The 21,177-nt window shown below is 61.9% G+C and carries 16 protein-coding genes; 9 read left to right on the forward strand and 7 right to left on the reverse strand.

Annotated features, from left to right (window positions below; translation table 11 throughout):
• Positions 1-33 precede the first annotated feature (33 nt).
• Positions 34-969: a glutathione S-transferase family protein gene (locus P3C18_RS06140; RefSeq protein ID WP_275960970.1), complete on the forward strand. Its 936-nt coding sequence runs from the start codon at positions 34-36 to the stop codon at positions 967-969.
• A gap of 33 nt (positions 970-1,002) precedes the next feature.
• Here the strand turns inward: P3C18_RS06140 and P3C18_RS06145 are convergent, their stop codons facing one another.
• The 3 genes from P3C18_RS06145 to yejK all read right to left on the reverse strand — a co-directional run bounded on the left by P3C18_RS06145 (position 1,003) and on the right by yejK (position 3,340).
• Positions 1,003-1,320, reverse strand: a complete 318-nt coding sequence (locus P3C18_RS06145; RefSeq protein WP_275960971.1) for a glutaredoxin domain-containing protein — start codon at positions 1,318-1,320, stop codon at positions 1,003-1,005.
• A gap of 46 nt (positions 1,321-1,366) precedes the next feature.
• Positions 1,367-2,185, reverse strand: a complete 819-nt coding sequence (locus P3C18_RS06150) for a PPK2 family polyphosphate kinase (RefSeq protein ID WP_275960972.1) — start codon at positions 2,183-2,185, stop codon at positions 1,367-1,369.
• Between the two features lie 147 nt (positions 2,186-2,332).
• Positions 2,333-3,340: a nucleoid-associated protein YejK gene (gene yejK / locus P3C18_RS06155; protein ID WP_275960973.1), complete on the reverse strand. Its 1,008-nt coding sequence runs from the start codon at positions 3,338-3,340 to the stop codon at positions 2,333-2,335.
• A gap of 378 nt (positions 3,341-3,718) precedes the next feature.
• On the opposite strand from yejK, the gene P3C18_RS06160 reads away from it, so the two are divergent.
• Positions 3,719-5,329: a M28 family metallopeptidase gene (locus tag P3C18_RS06160; RefSeq protein ID WP_275960974.1), complete on the forward strand. Its 1,611-nt coding sequence runs from the start codon at positions 3,719-3,721 to the stop codon at positions 5,327-5,329.
• A gap of 90 nt (positions 5,330-5,419) precedes the next feature.
• Here the strand turns inward: P3C18_RS06160 and P3C18_RS06165 are convergent, their stop codons facing one another.
• A complete protein-coding gene (locus tag P3C18_RS06165; RefSeq protein ID WP_275960975.1) occupies positions 5,420-6,745 on the reverse strand; it encodes a TAXI family TRAP transporter solute-binding subunit in 1,326 nt (441 codons plus the stop codon).
• 215 nt (positions 6,746-6,960) lie between these two features.
• Complete coding sequence (gene yjeH / locus P3C18_RS06170; protein WP_275960976.1) at positions 6,961-8,229, reverse strand: L-methionine/branched-chain amino acid transporter; 1,269 nt, start codon at positions 8,227-8,229, stop codon at positions 6,961-6,963.
• Between the two features lie 271 nt (positions 8,230-8,500).
• Here yjeH and P3C18_RS06175 point away from each other — a divergent pair, with 271 nt between their 5' ends.
• The 5 genes from P3C18_RS06175 (at position 8,501) to P3C18_RS06195 (ending at position 15,833) form a co-directional block, all read left to right on the forward strand.
• A complete protein-coding gene (locus tag P3C18_RS06175) occupies positions 8,501-8,920 on the forward strand; it encodes an Lrp/AsnC family transcriptional regulator (protein ID WP_275960977.1) in 420 nt (139 codons plus the stop codon).
• Between the two features lie 2 nt (positions 8,921-8,922).
• Complete coding sequence (gene sbcD, locus P3C18_RS06180) at positions 8,923-10,143, forward strand: exonuclease subunit SbcD (RefSeq protein WP_275960978.1); 1,221 nt, start codon at positions 8,923-8,925, stop codon at positions 10,141-10,143.
• On the forward strand, positions 10,140-13,574 hold the full coding sequence (locus P3C18_RS06185) for an AAA family ATPase (protein ID WP_275960979.1): 3,435 nt from the start codon (positions 10,140-10,142) through the stop codon (positions 13,572-13,574). Before sbcD ends, P3C18_RS06185 begins: the two co-directional genes overlap by 4 nt.
• Positions 13,575-13,685: 111 nt before the next feature.
• Positions 13,686-14,477: a transporter substrate-binding domain-containing protein gene (locus tag P3C18_RS06190; RefSeq protein ID WP_275960980.1), complete on the forward strand. Its 792-nt coding sequence runs from the start codon at positions 13,686-13,688 to the stop codon at positions 14,475-14,477.
• Positions 14,478-14,513: 36 nt separating this feature from the next.
• Entirely contained in the window at positions 14,514-15,833 is a 1,320-nt protein-coding gene (locus P3C18_RS06195) for an AarF/ABC1/UbiB kinase family protein (RefSeq protein ID WP_275960981.1), read from the forward strand.
• Here P3C18_RS06195 and P3C18_RS06200 read toward each other — a convergent pair.
• On the reverse strand, positions 15,830-16,972 hold the full coding sequence (locus P3C18_RS06200; protein WP_275960982.1) for an ABC transporter substrate-binding protein: 1,143 nt from the start codon (positions 16,970-16,972) through the stop codon (positions 15,830-15,832). The genes P3C18_RS06195 and P3C18_RS06200 overlap by 4 nt on opposite strands.
• A gap of 121 nt (positions 16,973-17,093) precedes the next feature.
• Complete coding sequence (locus P3C18_RS06205) at positions 17,094-17,888, reverse strand: transporter substrate-binding domain-containing protein (protein WP_275960983.1); 795 nt, start codon at positions 17,886-17,888, stop codon at positions 17,094-17,096.
• A gap of 172 nt (positions 17,889-18,060) precedes the next feature.
• Here P3C18_RS06205 and P3C18_RS06210 point away from each other — a divergent pair, with 172 nt between their 5' ends.
• Both P3C18_RS06210 and P3C18_RS06215 read left to right on the forward strand, forming a co-directional pair.
• A complete protein-coding gene (locus P3C18_RS06210; protein WP_275960984.1) occupies positions 18,061-19,428 on the forward strand; it encodes a hypothetical protein in 1,368 nt (455 codons plus the stop codon).
• A gap of 500 nt (positions 19,429-19,928) precedes the next feature.
• A complete protein-coding gene (locus P3C18_RS06215; RefSeq protein ID WP_275960985.1) occupies positions 19,929-21,167 on the forward strand; it encodes an SLC13 family permease in 1,239 nt (412 codons plus the stop codon).
• Positions 21,168-21,177 lie beyond the last annotated feature (10 nt).

Below are 21,177 nucleotides of genomic sequence, written 5' to 3' on the forward strand. Positions count from 1 at the left end.
TGGTTCCTTTATCTGATTGCAGCGGAGCCTGTTATGCACGAGTTGATCCTGCACCACTACGATGCCTCACCCTTTGCCGAGAAGGCGCGCCTGATGCTGGGCTTCAAGCAGCTGTCCTGGCGCTCGGTGGACATTCCGCGAATCATGCCCAAGCCCGATCTGTTGGCGCTGACCGGCGGCTATCGCAAGACCCCGGTGCTGCAGGTGGGTGCCGATATCTACTGTGATACCGCGTTGATTGCACGTCGTCTGGACGCGGAGAAGGCCACCCCGTCGCTGTTTCCGGAGGGTCAGGAATTCGTCGTAGCGAGCTTTGCCCAGTGGGTTGATTCGCTGATATTCCAGCATGCGGTGAGCCTGGTGTTTCAGCCGGAGTCGGTGGCCGTGCGTTTTGGCAAGCTGCCGCCGGAGGCGATCAAGGCCTTTATCGCCGACCGTGCCGGCCTGTTCAGCGGCGGCAGCGCCACGCGTCTATCTGCTGAGGTCGCCAAGCACAACTGGCCGTCGCTGATGGCACGGGTGGAGCAGCAACTGGCGCGCGAGGAGGGCGACTTCCTGTTCGGTGAGCCGTCGATTGCTGACTTCTCTCTGGCCCATTGTCTGTGGTTCCTCAAAGGCACCCCGGTGACCGCGCCGCTGGTCGACGCCTATCCGCATGTCAGCGCCTGGCTAGGTCGCGTGCTGGGCTTTGGTCATGGCGCGTCCAGTGCGCTGAGTGCAGAAGACGCTATCGCCATCGCCCGTGCGGCGACGCCGGCGGCCCTGCCGGATGAGCAGTTTGTCGAACCCAACGGCTTCGCGGTTGGTCAGCGGGTGCAGATTGCCGCCACCGATTACGGCGTCGACCCGGTGGAGGGCGAGCTGGTATTCGCCGGTGTTGAAGAGCTGATCCTGCGCCGCGAGGATGAACGCGCCGGCACCGTGCATGTGCATTTCCCGCGTTTGGGCTTTGCCATCAAAGCGCTGTAAACACGTTTTTACGATCTGTTGCGCGCTGATGTTTCAGTACGCGGCGCGCATCGCCTGTGGGTCGTAGCCGTGAATAAGCGTGCCCTTGATATCCAGCAAGGGCACGCCGCGCCCACCCAGGGCCTTGAAGGTCGCCTGGCCGGCGGGGTCTTTCTCGATATCGATTTCTCGGTAGGCTATCTGGTCCTGCGCCAGTTGCTCGCGGGTTTTCGCGCAGTAGCCGCACCATTGCGTGGCATACAGCACTACGTCGCCCGGCCGATCGGCCAGTGGTGGTTGAAACCAGCGCTGCACAGTGTCCCAGTGTTGGAAAAGCGCTACAGCGCTCAGCAGCAGGATGACTTTCTTCATGGGCGTTCCTTTGCCTTCTTGTGTTGATGGTCTGTTGAGTCGTGGGCTAACTGCGTTGCAATTCTTCCAAACTAAACGGCGGCGGGGTATCAGGCCAGTCCAGCTGCAAGCGTTCAAGCTCGCGGGCCAGCAGGCTTGCCACCAGCCAGTCGCGCAGCCAGCGATGATCCGCCGGAATCACATACCAGGGCGCTGTGTCGCTGTGACTGGCCGTTAGCTGTTCGGCCCAGCGCTGTTGGCGTAGATCGAATTCGCGATAGGACTGCAGGTCGCTGCTGTGTAGCTTCCAGCGTTTATGCGGTTGTTCCAGACGCTCTTGCAGGCGGTGCTTTTGTTCATCTTTGGATAGCTGCAAGAAGCATTTCACTGGCTGAATCGACTGGCCGAGCAGTTGTGCCTCGAAGGCTTGAATCACCTGCTGGCGCGCGGGCAGCTCTGCGGCGCTGCACAGGCCATCCAGCGGGTCGCTTATCAGCCCTTCGTAGTAGCTGCGGTTGAATACCCCGAGCAGGCCCGGCCCCGGCAAGCGCCGCTGGTAGCGCCAGAGAAAGTCGTGGCGCTGTTCGCAGGCATCGGGTTTCTGAAAGCTGTGAATACGCAGCCCTTGGGGATCGAAGCTGCTGATCACTCGGCGAATGATGCCGTCCTTGCCGGAGCAATCGGTGCCCTGCAGGATCAGCAGCAGGGCGTTGCGCCGGTTGGCCCAGAGCATGCGCTGTTGCTGGTTGAGCCAGGGCCGCAGTTCTGCCAGAGCCAGTTTGGCCGTTTGCTTATCCAGGCCAAAATCGCGCGCCGGGTCCTGGGTAAAGGGCGCTGCCGGGTCACAGCGGCAGGCATCCAACAGGTTATCCGGCAGGCGGCTCATGGATGTGACAGGCCGTTTAAAAACGTAGGCGAGGCAGCCGAGGCAAGGCAAAAACAGGCGAAAAAGCGGAGTTTACTGGTGTAAATGAGCATTTTGAGCCTGTTTTTAACGCCGCATCGGCAACGTAGGTAGTTTTTAAGCAGTCTGTTAGTTCTTGCGGCGCTTAAGCTGATCAGTCAGCTGCGTCGGCAGGTTGCGGATCACCAGGGTGTCGGTGCCTTCGTCGTACTCGATCTTCGAACCGAGCAGGTGCGCCTCGAAGCTGATCGACAGGCCTTCGGCGCGCCCGGTAAAGCGCTGGAACTGGTTGAGGGTGCGCTTATCTGCCGGAATCTCCGGCGACAGGCCGTAGTCCTTGTTACGGATATGGTTGTAGAAGGCTTGCGGGCGTTCCTCGTCGATCAGCCCGGACAGCTCGGTCAAGGTCATCGGTTCGCCCATCTTGGCCTGGCTACTGGCGTAGCCGACCAGGGTCTTGGTCTTCTCACGGGCCTGTTCTTCCGGCAGGTCTTCGCTTTCTACGAAGTCGCTAAAGGCTTTCAGCAGGGTACGGGTTTCCCCTGGGCCATCGACGCCTTCCTGGCAGCCGATAAAGTCGCGGAAGTATTCCGAGACCTTCTTGCCGTTCTTGCCTTTGATAAAGGAGATGTACTGCTTGGAGTTGGCGTTGTTGCGCCACTCGGAGATATTGATCCGCGCCGCCAGGTGCAGCTGGCCCAGATCCAGGTGCTTGGCTGGGGTCACGTCCAGCGTCTCGTTTACCGCCACGCCTTCACTGTGGTGCAGCAGGGCGATCGACAGGTAATCGGTCATGCCTTGCTGATAATGGGCGAACAGCACATGGCCGCCGGTGGACAGGTTGGATTCTTCCATCAGCTTCTGCAGCTGCTCCACGGCCTTGCGGCTGAACGCAGCGAAGTCCTGGCCCTCGTCCAGGTAATGCTTCAACCAGCCGCTGAACGGATACGCCCCGGATTCCTCATGGAAAAAGCCCCAGGCCTTGCCCTGCTTGGCGTTATAGCTCTCGTTGAGGTCGGCGAGCATGTTCTCGATGGCTTGCGAGGCAGCCAGCTCGGTATCCCGGGCATGCAGCACGGCGGGCGTGCCATCGGGCTTCTTGTCGATCAGGTGGACGATGCAGTGGCGGATCGGCATGGGGCTAGGTCTTCAATTCAGTCGCAGGGGGATGGCTCTTGGGGCGTTGGCGAGGCCAACACGGAGCCGATCTACAAAATGTGCGCAGAGTTTACCTGAGTACAGGCCTCTCTCCATCTGCCCGCGTGCCATGCCGGGCGGTTAACGCGCCCGAAACCTGCTTCTGGAGTTCAATAAGCTAATGGCTCAATGCTGGCCAACTGCTCTCATGTTCGTCGATAAGTTCTTATTTTCAAGAAAATTGTAGATATCGATTCGCGCAGATGAATATCCACGTCTAGGTTATGTAGCGTCCACACGACGCAGTAAAGGGACCTATCGCGGCGGTGTCACAAGCGCTGCCGCACCTAAACGCTCCATATATGGATTGGAGGCAGCATGCATAACAAGATTGTGAAAAGCGGCTTAATAGTGGGAAGCCTACTGGCGGCGATCTCGGGCGAGGTGCTCGCAGAGGCGAACAAAAGTAGTAGCCAACTGTTTAATGCGTTTTGGAGCCCGACTCGCTTGGGACCTCTGGAATGTCGTTTTGGCCTGCTCAACAGCACTACATTGGGGTTGCCACGCTGTATGCAGGCGAGCAACACCGCCATTCACCTGCAGGTGTTCAAGGACATTGCCCAAGCCAATGGTGGCAATCGGGCTGCAGGCTTGCCGGGTTACCAGCGCTCAATCGACTACGTGAAATCCACCCTGGAGGGTGCCGGCTATCGCGTAGAAATTCAGCCATTCCCCTTCACCGCCTATTACCCGCAAGGGCCCGGCGAGCTGCAGGCCTTGGCGCCGACGCCAGCGGTGTTTGAGTGGGATGTGGACTTCACCTACCTGTCGCAAACCGAAGACGGTGACGTCAGTGCGCCCGTGGCGGCTGTGGATATCGCGCTGGGCGCCGGCAACCTGTCCAGCAGTGGTTGTGAGACGGAGGATTTTGTCGACTTCCCCTCCGGTTCTATCGCCTTGCTGCAGCGCGGTACCTGTAACTTCCAGGTGAAAGCAGAGAACGCTGCTGCGGCCGGTGCCTCAGGGGTGATCATCTTCAACCAGGGTGATACCGAGGACCGCAAGGGCCTGCTTAACGCGACCCTGGGCGACAGCTATGCCGGTGGTATTCCGGTGTTCTTCGCCACCTACGATGTCGGGGTTGGCCTGGCGCAGAGCACAGAGACCCAGGTGCGCATGCTGGCTGACGTGGTGCGCGAGCGCACGCAGACCTTCAACCTTATCGCCGAGAGCCGCCACGGCAATGCCAACAATGTGGTGATGGCCGGGGCTCACCTCGACTCCGTGTATGAAGGCGCGGGCATCAACGACAACGCATCAGGCAGTGCCGCGTTGCTGGAGCTGGCGTTGCAGCTGCAGAAAGTGCGGCCGAAGAACAAGCTGCGCTTCGCCTGGTGGGGTGCTGAGGAGTCAGGGCTGGTTGGCTCGACTTACTACGTCAATCAGCTACCGGCCGAGCAGAAGAGCAAGATCAAGGCGTACTTGAACTTCGACATGATCGCTTCGCCAAACTTCGCCTACTTCATCTATGACGGCGACGGTTCTGCGTTCGGTCTGCAAGGTCCCCCCGGTTCTGGTGCCATCGAGAAGCTGTTTGAGGAGTACTACAAACTGCGCGGCCTGCCTTCTGAGGGCGACGAGATCACCTTCCGCTCGGATTACGCGCAGTTCTTCCTCGATGGCATCGCCTTCGGTGGTTTGTTCACTGGGGCCGAGGTGCTGAAGACGCCAGAGCAGGCGGACCTTTATGGTGGTACTGCAGGCATTGCGCTGGACCCGTGCTACCACGCCACGTGCGATGACCTGACCAACATCGCCGAGCGTGCCCTGGAGATCAATGGCGACGCGATGGCCTTTGTGACCAGCTGGTTGTCGACCTCGACCAAAGTGGTTGATGACCAGATCGAAGCCGCCAAGGCCGAGCAGGGTGTGGCACGTAGCGCACAGAGCTACGACATCACACACTGGGGTAAACACTGGATCAAGTGATCGGCTGAAAAACAAAACCCCGCCAGGGCTCAGCTCTGGCGGGGTTTTCTTTGTCTGCAATACATGTGGACGGCGGTTTGCTCTGCGGGCTTAGCTGGCCGTTAACTGGCGCTGCTTGAGCGCATGCAGGCGCTCGATCATATAGCGCAGGTGCATATGCAGCTGATACAGCTCGCTGGAGTAGGACAGCGGCACTTCGACCCGCGCCAACTCGTCTTCCAGGCGCTCCAGGCGGACGATTTCTGCGTCCAGATCGTTGGGTAACTTGCCCTTGTACAGCTGCTGGTCGATGTCGCGCAGGTGCTTGTACCAGCGGTAGATACGCGCGCGGATACGCCACTGGTAGATCGGCCCGACCGCCTTGAACAGCGGAAACAGCAGCACCAACAGCGGAATGGCCAGAATGATATAGCGGTCAGCCAGCGAGGCGATGCGAAACGGCAGATAGCGCTGCAGGATCGGCAGGCCCTTGTCGTAGTAGTAATCGGCTTCGCCCAGGGTGTTCAGCGACAGCGGCGGTTTGGCCGGGTAGCTGCCGGCGGGATCGAGCAGGCTGCCGTTTTTTAGCACGGTTTTCGCCGCTTCGAGAATCAGCGGCGTGAGTGATGGGTGGAACTCCTCGCCGGCTACCAGGGTGGCGACCGGGCCGAGGGTGACGATGTCGCGATCCGGGGTGTTCTGCGCCATATCGAGCATACCTTCGCCCACCTGCAGCTGGCTTAGATACGGCAGGCGCGCCAGGTAGGCCTCGGTGCGCCGCAGGCTGACCAGGCGCACCTTGGGTTCCGCCGCCAGGCGCTGAATCAGCGCGTTTTCCGCCGGGCCGATAAAAAAGGCGGCATCCAGCTTGCCCGCAATCAGCGCATCGGCGGCGCTGCTGCCGCCCAACTGCTCCCAGCGCTTGGGGTACTGCGCAGGTTCAATACGATTGGCCGCAAACAATGCCCCAGTCACCGCCTGGGTGCCGCTGCCCTGGGAGCCAACCGCCAGGCGCAGTTTCATCAGATCGCTCAGACGTTCGAATTTGACTTTGTCACCGAGAAACAGCCACAGCGGCTCGCGGTACATCACGCCCAGGCCATTGAGCTTGCCGCGCGCTTCGTCGCTCAGGGTCAGTTCCTGGCCGCTCTGCACCAGCGCCAGTTCCACCTCACCGCTGCCGAGTTTGCCGAGGTTGTCCTCGGAGCCTGCGCTTTCAACCAGCTCCAGGGTAAAGCCCTGCAACTCCAGTTCAGCCTGCAGACGCTCGCCAAACGCATGGTAACCACCGCCCACAGCGCCGGTGGCCATGCGCGCATGCATCGGTGGCGGCGGCGCGGCGAAATAGAACAGCGCGCCAACCAGCCCCGCAATTACCGGCACGATCCACAGGTTGGTAAGGATCAGGATTTTCAGGTCATGAAGAATGCGGCGCATGGTCAGTCCTTGTCGTTAGCTGGGCTCAGAATAGCTGCAATAAGTGGCCAAGCTAAGAACCTGTTTATGATCTGCTGCGCGTCGGCCCTGCCGCGTTAGAACCAGGCTCGGAATGCTCATGTACAACAGTACACTCCGCTTCCTCGCCTGTTTCTGCCTTGCAGGACTCTAGCTCGCGAGATCGTAAATCAGGTTCTAAATGCCAAATACGTATCTCAGCTGCTTACGCCAGCCAGGCGCATGTTGCGTTGCTCGCGCCAGCGGTCTAGTAACCCGAGCACCAGCAGCAAGCCCAGGGCATAGCCGGCATCCATGCCCAGCATCAGCAGCACCAGGCCGCACAACAGTGCACTGAATGCGGCCAGCCAGCGCCAGATACCGCGCAGCAGCACCCAACCGGCGGCCATGCTGAGCAGGTAGATGACCACGAAGTTGCCGTTGGCGTAGCGGATCAGGTCATCCACCGTCAGGTTGAGCATGCTGGCCAGGCTGGCGCATAGGGCGCAGCTGAGGATCACCAGCAGCAGGGCGCGTGCTGGTACGCCGTGCGGGTTGCGCTGCGCCAGGCTGGCGGGGAGTTTGCCTTCGTCGGCCAGGCTCCAGATCAGCCGGGCGAAGCCCTGCATATAGACGTTCATCGAGGCGAAGCAGGCCAGGTAACCCACAGTGGCGGCGATCCAGCGGGCCTTCTCGCCCAATAGCAGATCGAGCATGCGCGGCAGGGAGGCAGCATCGGTCGTCACATCGCCGTAGGTATGCAGGCTTAGCACCGCCACCGAACAGGCCCAGTACACCAGGCCAGCCAGCAGCACGCCAAACAGCAGGGCCAGGGGGAAGTCGCGCTCGGGGTTCTTGAATTCTTCGCCCATATGGGTAAAGGCCTCGATGCCGACAAAACACCAGAACATCACCCCCAGCGCCGCCGGCAGCAGCTTCCAGGAACCGCTGATCGTAGGCAATAGCGGTTGGCTGCTGACGGGCAGGTCGCCGACCCACCAGATCAGCGCGATGGTGGCGATAATCGCCACGGCAATAGCGCCCTGAATCATTCCGCTGGCCTTGGCCGGACGCTGACCGAGCAACAGCATGGCGACGAGCGTGGCCAGCTGGATGGCCAGGGCTTGGCCGTGGCTAAGATCGAACAGCGCCTGCCAGAAGCCGCTGGCGATATTCAGCGCCGCCGGCAAACCCACCGGAAGCACGGCAAGAAAAAGAAGAGCGCTTAGGCGTTCCATCCGCGCACCAAAGGCACGGCCAATCAGATGCGGCGCGCCGCCAGCGTGGGGGAAGTGGCGGCCCAGCTGAGCAAAGGTAAAAGCCACCGGCAGCACCAGGGCGATCAGCAGCATCCAGGCCCATAAAGACGCCTCGCCAGCAGCAGTGGCGGCCAGCGCCGGGATCACGAAAATCCCGGTGCCCAGCAGCGAGGTACTCAGCAGGCCAATCCCTTGCAGCAGGCCCAATTCCTGGTTTAGACGACTCATATTGTATGCTCTGGCGTTTTGCCGGCTATGGTAGGGCGCAGCCCTGCAAAACACCGCCGTAGAAGCGTCGGCGTTAACCGGCAGAATGACGGAATTGGCCGTCAAATTGCCTCAGACCTACTCACAGGCTGCTGCGCTTCGGCTAAACGGCGTTGAAAACTGCCTCGGAATGCTCATTTACAACACGTAAACTCCGCTTCCTCGGCTTTTCGCCACCGTTTATCTCTAGCTCGCGAGCCTCTGAGCAGGTCCTTATTGTCGAGAAAGACCCGTGGACAAGTTCGATCAGCAGATACTCGCCCTGTTACGCGCCGATGCGCGCTTAGCCGTCAGCCAGATCGCCCGCGAGGTCAACCTGTCGCGTTCGGCGGTCAGCGAGCGCATTCGCCAGCTGGAACACAGCGGCGTGATCGGCGGTTACCACGCCCAGGTGGTGCTGCCGGGCGAAGCGGCGATCAAGGCCTATCTGGAGCTGTTCTACCAGGGCGGGCGCTGTGAGCACTATGTCGAGCTGATGCGCGTGTTCCCCGAGGTGCGCCGCTGCAGTGGCATCAGTGGCGAGACCGATATGCTGGTATCCATCGAGGCCGCTTCGATGCAGCGCCTGAGTGAGATACGTGGCGAGATAGAAAACTTCCCCGGTATGCAGAAAGTGAAGACCCATATGGTGGTCAAGGACTGGGTGTTCTGAGCATGCGCATTTTGCATACATCCGATTGGCACCTTGGCCAGCACTTTATGGGCAAGACTCGTCAGGCCGAGCATCAGGCGTTTTGCGCCTGGCTGATCGAGCAGGTGCGGGCGCATGCGGTGGATGCCGTGCTGATCGCCGGCGATATCTTCGACACCGGCGCGCCGCCCAGCTATGCCCGCGAGCAGTACAACCGCTTTATCGTCGAACTGCGCGCCAGCGGCTGCGAGCTGGTGGTGCTGGGCGGCAACCATGATTCGGTGGCTATGCTCGGCGAGAGCAAGACGCTGCTGGCCCAGCTCGGTACGCGGGTGATTCCTGGCGTCAGTGAACACCTTGAAGAGCAGCTGCTGGTGCTGCATAGGCGCGATGGCTCGCCTGGTGCGATCCTTTGTGGCATCCCCTTTATTCGCCCGCGCGATGTATTGCTTAGCCAGGCCGGGCAGAGCGCCCAGGACAAACAGCAGTCGCTGCAGCAGGCAATCCAGCTGCACTATCAGGATCTCTATGCCCTGGCCGAAGCCAAGCGCACTGAGCTGGGCGGCGACCTGCCGATTATCGCCACGGGGCATCTGACCACCGTGGGTGCCAGCGCCAGCGATTCGGTGCGCGAGATCTACGTTGGCAGCCTGGAGGCCTTTCCCACCAGCGCCTTTCCGCCGGTGGCCTATATCGCCCTGGGGCATATCCACCGGCCGCAGAAGGTCGGTGGCCTGGAACATATCCGCTACTGCGGCTCGCCGATTGCGCTGAGCTTCGATGAAGCCAAACAGCAGAAAGAAGTGCTACTGGTTGATCTGGATAGCAGCGGCCTGCGCCAGATCACCGCCTTGCCGGTGCCGCGTTTTCAGCCGCTGCTGTCGCTACGCGGTTCGCTAAAGGAGTTGGAAACCGCCATTCAGGAGGCGGCCAAGCAGGGCCGCGCCGAGCAGCCGGTGTGGCTGGAGGTGCTGGTTGGCACCGACGACTACCTGAGTGATCTGCAACTGCGTATCGCCGCCCTGTGCGAGGGCCTGCCGGTGGAGGTGCTGCGTATCCGCCGCGAGCGCGGCAATGCAGTGGCCGGCCTGCAAGGCCAGGCCAAGGAAACCCTGGATGAGCTAAGCGTCGAGGATGTATTCGCCCAGCGCCTAAGCAGCGAAACCCTGGACGAGGCCGAGCAGGCGCGCCTGCTGGGGCTGTATCAACAGGTGGTCAGTGAGCTGCGCGAGGGCGAGGTATGAAGATCCTCAGCCTGCGCCTGAAAAACCTTAATTCGCTCAAGGGCGAATGGAAGATCGACTTCCGCGCCGAACCTTTCAAGGACAACGGCCTGTTCGCCATCACCGGGCCGACCGGGGCGGGCAAGACCACGCTGCTCGACGCCATCTGCCTGGCGCTCTATCACCGCACGCCCCGCATGAGCACGGTATCGGCCAGCGCCAATGAATTGATGAGCCGGCACACCGCCGACTGCCTGGCCGAGGTCGAATTCGAGGTCAAAGGCGTCGCCTACCGCGCGTTTTGGAGCCAGCGCCGCGCCCGCGACAAGGCCGATGGCGCGCTGCAGGCACCCAAGGTCGAATTGGCGGCCGCCGATGGGCAGATCATCACCGACAAGATCAACGAGAAGCTGCGCGAGACCGAGCGCCTCACGGGGCTGGACTTCGAGCGCTTTACCAAATCCATGCTGCTGGCCCAGGGTGGTTTTGCCGCCTTTCTCGAAGCCAACGCCAATCAGCGCGCCGAACTGCTGGAAGAACTGACCGGCACCGATATCTACGGTCAGATTTCCCAGCGGGTCTATCAATGCACCAAGGAGGTGGAAGTCAGCCTTGGCCAGCTGCGCGCCCGTGCCGATGGCGTCGAGCTGCTTAGTGAAGAGCAGCGCACTGAGTTGCAAACCCAGGCCGAGCAGCTGGCTATTGACGAGGCCGCGCTTAGCGCACAACAAGCCGAACTGCAGCACCAGCGCCGCTGGTGTGAGGACCTGAGCAATACCCAGGCGCAGTTGCACGTCAGTCAGCAGGCCGAGCAGGCGGCGCAGCAGGCTTTACAGCAAGCCCAGCCGCAGCTGGCGCAACTGGCCGCCAGCGAGCCGGCGCTGCGTTTGCAGCCGCTGCACCATGACTGGCAGCAGGCCCGGCAGAGCCTGGCTCAGACCGAGCGGGACCTGCAACAGAATGCTGCCGAGCAGCGCCAGGTTGAACAGGCCATTGCCGAGCACAGCTGGCAGGCCCGCGAACTTAGCGCCGCGCTGCTTGCCGATTGCCAGGTGCAGCGTCAGCAGCTGGCCGAGCGCCTGCAGCAGGTGCAAGAACAACTGGCGGCGCAGCCGCAACATGGTCGTCTGGGTGAACAGCTGGGCAGCTGGGGTGAGCAGCTTAAGGCGCGTCAGCAGCTGGCTGAAGAAATCGCCCAACTGCAACTCAGTCAACAGCAGCTGCAAGAAACCATCACCGCGTCGCGGACGCAACTGAGCCAGCAGACTGAGCAACTGGGGGCCGAACAGCTTCGTCTGCAGCAGGCGCGCGAGCAGGAAAACGCCGCACAGCAACAGCGCGACGCGCTACTGGCTGGGCGCAGCGAGGCGGTTCTGCGTGAGCGCTGGCAGCAGCTGCATATCCAGGGCGGTGTGCTGACGCAGCTGGGTGAGCTGGCCGTGGCTCAGCAGCGTCTGACGGACGAGCAGACCCAGCTGACAACAACTCTGGTTGTCTTGCGTGAACAGCATCAGACCAAGGGCACTGAGGTGGCGCAATTGCGCCTGAACTACAAGGACCTGCAGCAACAGGTGCTGGCCCAGGAAAAACTGCTGGAGCAGGAGCAACGCATTCAGGCCCTGGAAGCCCATCGCGCCCAGCTGCAACCCGGCGAGGCTTGCCCGTTGTGTGGCTCCGAGTCGCATCCGGCAATCAGCGCCTACCAAGCCCTGGATGTGTCGGCGACCAAGGCGCTGCTCAGCAGCAAGCGCGCCGAGCTGGAGGCCCTGACCGAGCAAGGCCGGCAACTGGCCGGCGAGCTGGAAAAACTCGCCGCGCGCCTAGAGCAGCAACAGCAGCAGTTTGAACGGGGCCAGCAGACCCAGGCCGAGCAAGGCGAACGCTGGCAGACGCTTAATGCGCAGCTGGAACATCCGTTGACCGATGCTGTTGCCCTGGCTGAGCAACAGACGCAACAGCGCAGTGAGCTGCAACAACTGCAGCTGTGTCTTGAGCAGCTGCAACAGCTCAATACCACCCTTGAGCAGCGCCAGCAGGCGCGCCTAAATCTGCAGCAGCTCTGCAGTGAACTGGAACAGCAGCAGGCGCTTAATCGTCTGCAACTGCAGCAACGCCAGGAGCAGGCGGAGCAGGGTCAGTTACGTCTGCAGCAGCTGCAGGACGTTGCGCGTGAGCGCAGTGAAGGGCTGAGCCAGGCCCTGGCCGGCTTCGGCTATCAGCTGCCGGAGGACGCCAGCGCCTGGCTGGCCGAGCGCCAGGCCGAGTGGCAGCGCTGGCAGCGTGGTCAGCAGCAAAGCCTGGATTTACAGCGCCAACTCAGTGAGCTGGACCATGGCCTGCAGGCTGCTGTGCAACTGGCTCAGCTCTGGCAGCAACGCTGGAGCGCTCTAGACCTGGCTGATCAGTCGGTATTGGCCAAGCCCGCCGATGTCCAGGCAGCCTTGCAGCAGGCGCAGGTACAGCTGGAAGAGGCGCAGCGCCGTCAGCAGCAACTGGCTGGTAGCCGTCAGGCCCTGGCCAGCCGCTTGCAGGATGATCAGGCGCGCCTGCAACAGGCCGAGCAGCAGTGGACGGCGGCTCTGTCCGCCAGCCCCTTTAGCGATGAGGCGGGTTATCTGGCTGCCCTGCTCGATGAGGCGCAGCGCAGCGCTTTGCAGCAATTGCGTCAGCGCCTGGACAAAGCCTTGAGCGATGCCCAGGTCCTGGTCAATGCCGCCGCGCAGCAGCTTGAGGCTCTGCAGGCTAGCCCGGCTACCGCCTTCAGCCTGGCGCAGTTGGATGAACAGCTGCTCGCCCTTAACGCCCAGCTAAAAGCCCTAAGCGAACGCCAGGGCGAAATTCGCGCCCAGCTGCAGGGTGACGACGCCCGTAGGCAAGGCCAGCAAAGCCTGTTTGCCGCGATCCAGGCCAAGCAGGGCGAATACGATCTATGGCAACAGCTCAACAGCCTGATTGGCTCGGCCGACGGCGCCAAATACCGCAAGTTCGCCCAGGGCCTGACCCTGGATCATCTGGTCTACCTAGCCAATCAGCAGCTCGAACGCCTGCACGGTCGCTACCAGTTGGCGCGGCGCAGCAGTGGTGAACTGGAGCTGGAGGTGATCGACACCTGGCAGGCTGATGCGGCGCGCGACACCAAGACCCTGTCCGGCGGGGAGAGCTTTCTGGTCAGCCTGGCTCTGGCCTTGGCACTGTCCGATCTGGTCAGCCACAAGACCAGCATCGACTCGCTATTTCTCGATGAAGGTTTCGGCACATTGGACGGCGAAACCCTGGAGGTGGCGCTGGACGCCCTGGATAACCTCAACGCCAGCGGCAAGATGATCGGCGTGATCAGCCACGTCGAGGCGCTCAAGGAGCGCATCCCGGTGCAGCTGAAAGTGCACAAGGGTGTCGGTATGGGCTACAGCGGCCTGGATAAGCGCTTTGCGGTGAGTGCGCGGGACAATTGATCTGCGCCAGCGTTGCTTGGGCCATGCCTACCTATACTGAGGGTTAGCGTACAGGAAGCGATCTCTAAATCCGCCAGGAGCGGCGGTTACCTCTGCCTCGGAGCATTGCACTTGGCCAAGTTGTTGATCTGCCTGCTGTGCTGCTATTGCCTGGTTGTTGATATCCATGCAGCCCCGCGCTCGGCTGAGGCCTTGACCCTCTGTTATGAAGATCAGAACTCCTACCCCTGGGTGATGACCGACGGCAGCGGGCTCAATCTGCAGTTGCTGCGTCTGGTCGCTGATGCCTTGCCGCTGCAGTTCAGTTTTGTTGCGGTGCCCTGGAAGCGCTGCCTGTCCGGGCTTGCTCAAGGTACTTATGACGGCGCCTTTGCTTCCAGCTATAAGGCGGAACGTCTGGTGCTTGGCCGCTACCCGCAAGATGCCGATGGCCGGCTGGATGAACGCAAGCGCCTGCACACCTCGATCTATGCCTTGTACCGGCGCAAGGGCAGTCCGGTGAGCTGGAATGGCGAAGAGTTTCGCCAGTTGCACGGGCAGGTGGGGTCTCTGAGCGGCTTTTCGATTGTCGATTTTATTCGTGCCCAGGGCGCCGAGGTGGATGAAACCAGCCGCGATCCGCTTGCGCTGTTGCAGATGCTTAGCCATAAGCGCATTGAAGCGGCGGCCCTGCAGAGTCTGCGCGGCGATTTCGTGCTGCAGAGCAATCCTGAGCTGGCAGTGCGGCTGGAGAAGGTCAAGCTGCCGCTGGAGGAGAAGGCTTACTACCTGATGCTGTCCAACGCCTATGTGGCGGCCAACCCGGAGCAGGCCGCGCGTATCTGGGATGAAATCGAACGTCAGCGCGAGTCGGTGACCTATCAGCAGCAGGTGCGGGATTTTCTGGCACGCTCTCAGCCCTGAGCCGGTTAATGCTTGGTGCCTGCCAAGCGCAGGCGCATGATCGTGCTTCGCCTCGATGAGTATTACCGCATGGCCAAGCCTCCCGCCGCTCCACCGTCTGCCTCTGCGCTGGGGCGCTTTCTCACCTTGGCCGGCACGGCCACACGTATCGGCGGCAGCGTGCTGGGGCAGAGTTTGCGGCCTGGGCGCAGCGGGATTGATTGGCAGCCGGTGGGTGACTTGCTCACGGATGTGCTGGGTGAGATGAAAGGCCCGGTACTCAAACTGGGGCAAATGGCCTCGCAGTGGCAGGGGGTGTTGCCTGAGCCGGTGGCCCTGGCGCTGGCTTCTCTGCAGAACCGCGTGCCGGCCTTGCCCTTCAGTGCCCTGCGCGGGCATTTGCAGCAGGTGTATGGCGCGGACCTTGGGCAGTTCTTCCAGCAGATCGACGAGCAGCCCTTTGCCGCAGCGTCCCTCGGCCAGGTGCATCGTGCCGTGGCGGCGGATGGTCGGGCGCTGGTGCTCAAGGTGCAATACCCGGGCATCGCCGAAATCTGCCAGGCGGATCTGCGTCAACTGCGCCGTTTGCTGCCGCTGGGGCGCTTGTTCCGCGCGCCGGCTGAGCAGCTGGAGGGCCTGTATCAGGAACTGGCTGCGGTGATCGAAGCCGAGCTGGATTACCCGGCGGAGATGCGCCGCCTGCAGGACTTTCGCGCGCATTTCGCCGATTGGCCGGGCTTGCGCCTGCCACAACCGCAGGAAGACCTGTGCCGCCCCGGTGTACTGGCGCTCAGCGAGGAGGCCGGCTTGCCGTTTGCCGAGGTTAGCCAGGCCAGTGCCGAAGTGCGTGAGCGCCTGGCTCTGACTCTGGTGCGCTGGCTGAGTGCCCAGGCCTTCGAGCTGGGTCTGCTGCATGCCGATCCGCATCCGGGCAACTTCGCCTACACCGCGGCGGGTGAGCTGGTGGTGTATGACTTCGGCTGTGTGCAGGCGCTGTCCGCGCCATTGCTGGCAGCCTATGTGCAAACTTACAAGGCGTTGCAGGCCCGCGATGGTGAGCAGTTGGAACTGGCCTTCCAGGCACTTGGCACGCGCCAGCCGAAATCCACCACGCCCTATGGTTTGTACCGTCAGCTGCATGGCCTGCTCGGGCCGCTGTTGCAGCCTGGGGTGCACTGGGATTTTGCCGCCACGCCGCTGCATGAGCAGGTGCAACGGCTGTTGCCCGATGTGCTGGGCGCGCTGGGCAGCCTGCAACCGGCGCCGGCCACCTTGCTGGTCAACCGCACGCTGGAGGGGCATTACTGGAACCTCAGTCGCCTCGGCGTGGCGCTGCCGGTGGCCGATCTGTTGCAGGGGCAGCTTGCCGGGCGCTAGCGCATGCGGGTGACAGGAACAGCCTGACCCTTCTCGATACGGGTCAGGAATACCGCGCTGGAGCCCTGGTGCTGGCGTCGCGAGAACGCCACCTTGAAGCCGCCAAGGTCCGTGTTGAGGTGTTCCAGTGCATCAAGAAACGCCTCCCGCGTCGGCTCAGCGCCGGCTTTGCGCAGCGCCTGGGTAAACACTGCCGCGCCGATATAGCCTTCCAGCGAAGCGTGGTCAAAGTCGCCGGGCTGCATATCGGCCTGATAGGCGCGCACCAGCGCCCGCGAGCTGTCGTGCGGAGAGGGCACCACCTGGGAGATATACACCCCGTCGCCGTCATTGCCGGCCTCGCGGATAAAGCCCTCGGTGCCGATAAATGACACCGTCATAAACCGCGTGTTGAAGCCCAGCGCTTTCGCCTGCTTGATCGCTGCAGCCAGTTGCCTGTAAGTGCCGACAAAGAACACCGCTTCCGGTTGGCTGCGTTGCAGCGCCTTGATGGCTGCCGCCACGTCCAGTGAGTTGCGCTGGATGTGCGCCTGCGCATAAATCGTCAGATCACGCTTGAGCAGGGCGCCGTTGAGGCCGCCCTTGACCGCTTCGCCGAACGAGTCGTCCTGCATCAGGATGGCGATCTTGTTCAGCTTGAGGTCCTTGGTCACGCGCTCGACCAGGTGCTCGGTTTCCTCGATATAGGAGGCGCGAATATTGAACACCCCAGGTTTTGTCGGTGTGCGCAGAAACTCGGCCCCGGTAAAGGGGAACAGGTAAGGCACCTGCGCCTGCTGCGCCAGCGGCAGGGCGGCGCGTGAGGTGGGCGTGCCGACATAACCGAGCAGGGCGAACACCTGTTGGGTTTTCAGCAGACGGCGGGTATGTGCGGCGGTCTGGCTGGGCTCGTAGCCATCGTCCCGGCTGAGCAGGTTGATCCGCCGGCCATGTACCCCGCCTTCGGCATTGACGCGCTTGAAGTAAGCCTGGGCGCCATTGAGCATGCCCAAACCCAGGGCCGCCGCCGGGCCGCTCTGGGCGTTTACCATGCCGATCCGCACTTCATCCGTGCTCAGGCCTGGCTCCGCTGCGCTGGCAAAACCCGGCGTCAGCAGGCAGCTGAGCACCAGGCCGCGCAGCAGCTGTCGAGAGGTCATCGATAAGCTCCTTGCCATGATCGCAGGCCACTGCAGGGCCCGCTCGTCCATTTCTTCTTATTCTGGGTATGCATGTGATCCTCTAAGACACTCTAGTCAGTTGTGCATAAAAGACCGGGCTTTACTCGCTTGCCGGTGATGCTGACGGCTCCTGCTGGTACTTGCCTTGCTGTAGATCATCGAAATAACGCTGATAACGGCCGCTGTCACGGTAGAGCTGCAGACGTTTATTGAAGCGTTCGAGCAGCGCCGGGCTGCCTTCCAGGCTTTTCGGCAGCATCAGGTAGCTGAGGTTGACCAGCAGCGGTTTGGGGTGATGGGTGATCTTGGCCTGATCTTGCGCACTGAAGTGGCTGCGCAGGGCGGCGTAGCCGACGTTCATCTCCTGCGGGTAGAGCACCACACGCTCCTTGAGCAGCTTCTCGAAGTTCTGCTGGTCGTTGGAAACGCGCTCGATCTTCACCTTGTTCTCGGCGAGAAAGGCATCGAACTGCGGGCCGTAGCTGTATTCCAGGCCGCCGCCGAGGGTCATGCCGGTGAGGTCGTCAAAGGTCTGCCAGTCGAAGGGCAGGCTTTTCAGGTGGAAAAACACGAATTGTTCATCGAGCAGTGGCGCGCTGAACAGAAAATCCGCCTCGCGTTCGTCTTTGTGCATCCACACGGCGGTGCCGTCAAAGCGCCCGGCCGCCGCGGCAGAATAGGCGCGTGGCCAGGGCAGAAACTGAAAGGTGACGCGATAGCCCTCATCGGCCAGCAGGTCGCTGATCAGGTGGGCGATCACCCCGTTGTGTTGCAACTCGCTGGATAGATAGGGCGGCCAGTCGCCGACGCTGATCTTCAGTTCTGGCTGTTCGCTGGCTTGCGCGGGCAGCCCCAGCAATAGGCAGAACGCGACGAACAGGTGTTTCCACTTCATTAAAACCCCTTAGTGACAACCGGGAATAGCGCATGCGCGTGGTAATGGCCCAGTAATACCACTGCGCAGGCGCAGATAAAACGCCATTAATAGTTCATCAAAATGTCATCGCGCGAATGAAGACTGCTGCGGATTTGTTCAATCCCCACGTCTTTGCATAAGGATAGTTGCTGTGCTGCGAATCCCGACACTTTGTGCGCTGTTTGCCCTGGCTCCATTGGCTTCGGCCCTTGAGCTTAAACCCCTGGCCCTGTACGAGAGCGGCTTTGCTGCCGGCACTGAAATTGTCAGCGCGCAGGCCTCAAGCATGCGGGTGATTGTCTCCAACAGCGCCGAAGGCTTGGTGGATGTGCTGCAGCTGGACCCGGCCAAGGGCCTTAACCGCATTGCTCGGCATAAGCTGGTGGCTGAAGGTGCGGGGGAGATTACCTCGGCAATTTTCCACCCCAGCGAAGACCTGTTTGCCGTGTGCATCCGCAACAGCGATGGCTTGAAAAACGGCCGCGTCGAGTTGCGTGCGGCGGCCGATGGCAAGCTGCTTAATACTGTGGAAATCGGCATCTGGCCGGACAGCCTGGCGTTTTCGCCGAAAGGCGACTTCATCGTGGTGGCCAACGAAGGTGAAGGCTATGTGCGTGACGGCGAGGGTTTCCGCAGCGGTGAAGGCTCGATCAGCCTGATCGACCTGCGCGGCGGCGTGGCGGCGGCCAAGCACAGCCTGATCAAACTGCCGGACCTGGCCGGTGTCGAGGGTGCCACCCAGGCCGAGCATCAGCGTTTGCTGGAGCGGGTGATCGACGGTGAAGAGCTGAAAGTGCCGTTCGGCACCAGCCCCGAGCATATCGAGCCGGAATACGTGACCTTCAGCCCGGACGGCGCGCGCGCCTACGTCAGCCTGCAGGAAAACAACGCCATCGCCGTGGTGGATGTGCTGCAAGGCAAGCTGGACAAGGTATTTGGCGTCGGCACCGTGCGCCATGCGGCGGATATCGTCGATGACGGCAAGTATCAGCCGACTGCCGAGCTGTTCGCCCTGCGCGAGCCGGATGCCCTGGCGGTCAGCGCCGATGGCCGGTACCTGATCAGCGCCGATGAAGGCGATACCGATCCGAAAATCGCCAAGACTAAGGCTGGCCTGCCCAGCGGTGGTGGGCGCACGGTCAGCGTGTTCGATGCCATAAGCGGCAAGTTGCTCGGCGACACCGGCAGCCAACTCGATGATATGGCTGCCCAGGCCGGCGTTTACCCGGATGCGCGCAGCCCCAACAAGGGCAGCGAACCGGAAGGTGTGGTGAGTTTCGATGCCTTCGGCAAGCGCTTGGCGGTGGCTACCCTGGAGCGTGCGGATGCGCTGGCGCTGATTGATCTTGATCAGCCGGAGCAACCCAAGGTGCTGCAGGTCGTCGGTGCCGGCGAAGGTGCCGGTTCCGGCAAGCTGGCGCCGGAAGGCCTGGCGCATGTCGAGCACAAGGGGCGGCACTTCCTGGTCACCGGCCTGGAGAAGAGCGGCAACGTCGCGCTGTTCGAATTGCTCAAGTAACTAGGGTCTGTTGCCGTTTCGTTCGCGGCCGCGCCGGAGCCTGTTTTAGCGCGAGGCAAGGCACGAGACACGAAGTTTGGTTGTTCCAAATGAGTGTCGAGAAACGCAGTATCGCGCTAAAACAGGCCCGGCCCTGCGGGTTGCGCGCAAAATCTCGCCATGCGTTGTTGGAGGACTTGGCAAGGGAACAACCATTACCTGCGTCCTCCGCCTAGCCTGGCGAGATTTTTCGCAGCAACGCGGCTCGCGACGAAACGGCAACAGACCCTAGCCTGTTGCCGGTCAGACGCGCTGCATGCGTCTGGCCGAGTGCCAAGCAAGCCGGCCAGTGTGCCGGCTTTTTATGGCCTGTCATTCCTGGCAGCCACCTTTCGGGTCGTCGCTGCGTGAGGTTGAAAAGCGCTCCTGGCGCTTTTTTCTTTACGGCCAGTTCCCCGTCAGCCTCAGGCCCTTTAGAGTGCTGCAGCGCAATCGCGCGGGTAACAAAGGATGGCCGCGGCATGACCTTATGGGTCGTTTCAACTCTGTTTGTATTGACCTACCTGGGCATGGCTGCAGGGGGCATTCGTGGCCTGCGCGTTGATCGCAGCTGGATTGCCGGCTGCGCGGCGGTATTGCTGCTGGTCAGCGGCGCGCAATCACCTGCTGATGCGGCCAGCCACCTGGATGCCGGCGCGCTGTTGCTGCTGCTGGCGCTGATGCTGATCAGCGCGCAGTTCGACTTCTCCGGAGTGTATGCCTGGCTTAACCAGCAACTCAGTCACTATGCCGAGCAGCCAGCGCTGCTGCTGTTGGGCGTGGTGCTGCTAGGCGGCGTGCTGTCGGCGTTGTTGGTCAATGACATCGTCGCCTTCGCCCTCACCCCGCTGCTCTGTCATAGCCTGCTGGCCCGTGGCCTCGATCCGCGGCCGTTTCTCCTGGCGTTGGCGCTGTCGTGCAATGCCGGTTCATCCGCCAGCCTGATCGGTAACCCGCAGAACATTCTCATCGGCCAGGCCGGCGGCCTGGATTTCTGGTCTTACACCTTTATCGCCGGCCCGCCCGCGCTGGCCGCATTGGCCATTACCTACGCGGTGATCTGGCTGCAATGGCGCAAACGCTGGGGTACGGCCAAACCGGCAGTGCAGGAAGAAACCCCGGTTGAGCGCATCTACGGCCTGCGCAGTTACCTGAAACCGCTGCTGGCCAGCCTGGTGCTGCTCGGGCTGTTTTCCACCAGCATGCCGCGCGAAATTTCCGCGCTGCTGATTGCCGCATTGGTGATGATTTCGCGGCGGGTGGACAGCCGCGACTATGTGCAGAAGGTCGACTGGAACCTGTTGCTGCTGTTTGCCGGGTTGTTCATCGTCACCGGCGCGGCGATGAGCCTGCCGCAGGTCGCCGGTATGGCCGGCAATCTGGCCGAGCTGGGCTTGCTACCGCATGGGGTGATCACCCTGGCGAGCCTGTCCCTGTTGGCCGGCAACCTGATCGGCAATGTGCCTTACGTGATGTTGCTGCTGGGCGTGTTGCCGGATGCCAGCGAAGCCTTGTTGGTGGGCCTGGCGATCATGTCGACGCTGGCCGGCAACCTGCTGCTGATCGGCAGTGTGGTCAACCTGATCGTCGCCGAAAGCGCGCGGCGTCAGGGCGTACCGCTGAGCTTTGTCGACTTTGCCCGCAGCGGCGTGCCGGTGACCTTGCTGAGCATGGGCGTGGCTGGATTGTGGCTGGCGTTGGGCGGTTGGTTGCCCTGGTAGGCGTAAGCCG

The sequence above is a fragment of the Pseudomonas sp. 1928-m genome (genome assembly GCF_029269135.1).
Lineage (GTDB): Bacteria > Pseudomonadota > Gammaproteobacteria > Pseudomonadales > Pseudomonadaceae > Aquipseudomonas.

Coding starts and splice junctions, on each gene's coding strand:
- P3C18_RS06140 (WP_275960970.1), top strand. CDS start 34: ATGCACGAGTTGATCCTGCACCACTACGATGCCTCACCCTTTGCCGAG.
- P3C18_RS06145 (WP_275960971.1), bottom strand. CDS start 1,320: ATGAAGAAAGTCATCCTGCTGCTGAGCGCTGTAGCGCTTTTCCAACAC.
- P3C18_RS06150 (WP_275960972.1), bottom strand. CDS start 2,185: ATGAGCCGCCTGCCGGATAACCTGTTGGATGCCTGCCGCTGTGACCCG.
- yejK (WP_275960973.1), bottom strand. CDS start 3,340: ATGCCGATCCGCCACTGCATCGTCCACCTGATCGACAAGAAGCCCGAT.
- P3C18_RS06160 (WP_275960974.1), top strand. CDS start 3,719: ATGCATAACAAGATTGTGAAAAGCGGCTTAATAGTGGGAAGCCTACTG.
- P3C18_RS06165 (WP_275960975.1), bottom strand. CDS start 6,745: ATGCGCCGCATTCTTCATGACCTGAAAATCCTGATCCTTACCAACCTG.
- yjeH (WP_275960976.1), bottom strand. CDS start 8,229: ATGAGTCGTCTAAACCAGGAATTGGGCCTGCTGCAAGGGATTGGCCTG.
- sbcD (WP_275960978.1), top strand. CDS start 8,923: ATGCGCATTTTGCATACATCCGATTGGCACCTTGGCCAGCACTTTATG.
- P3C18_RS06185 (WP_275960979.1), top strand. CDS start 10,140: ATGAAGATCCTCAGCCTGCGCCTGAAAAACCTTAATTCGCTCAAGGGC.
- P3C18_RS06195 (WP_275960981.1), top strand. CDS start 14,514: ATGATCGTGCTTCGCCTCGATGAGTATTACCGCATGGCCAAGCCTCCC.
- P3C18_RS06200 (WP_275960982.1), bottom strand. CDS start 16,972: ATGACCTCTCGACAGCTGCTGCGCGGCCTGGTGCTCAGCTGCCTGCTG.
- P3C18_RS06205 (WP_275960983.1), bottom strand. CDS start 17,888: ATGAAGTGGAAACACCTGTTCGTCGCGTTCTGCCTATTGCTGGGGCTG.
- P3C18_RS06215 (WP_275960985.1), top strand. CDS start 19,929: ATGACCTTATGGGTCGTTTCAACTCTGTTTGTATTGACCTACCTGGGC.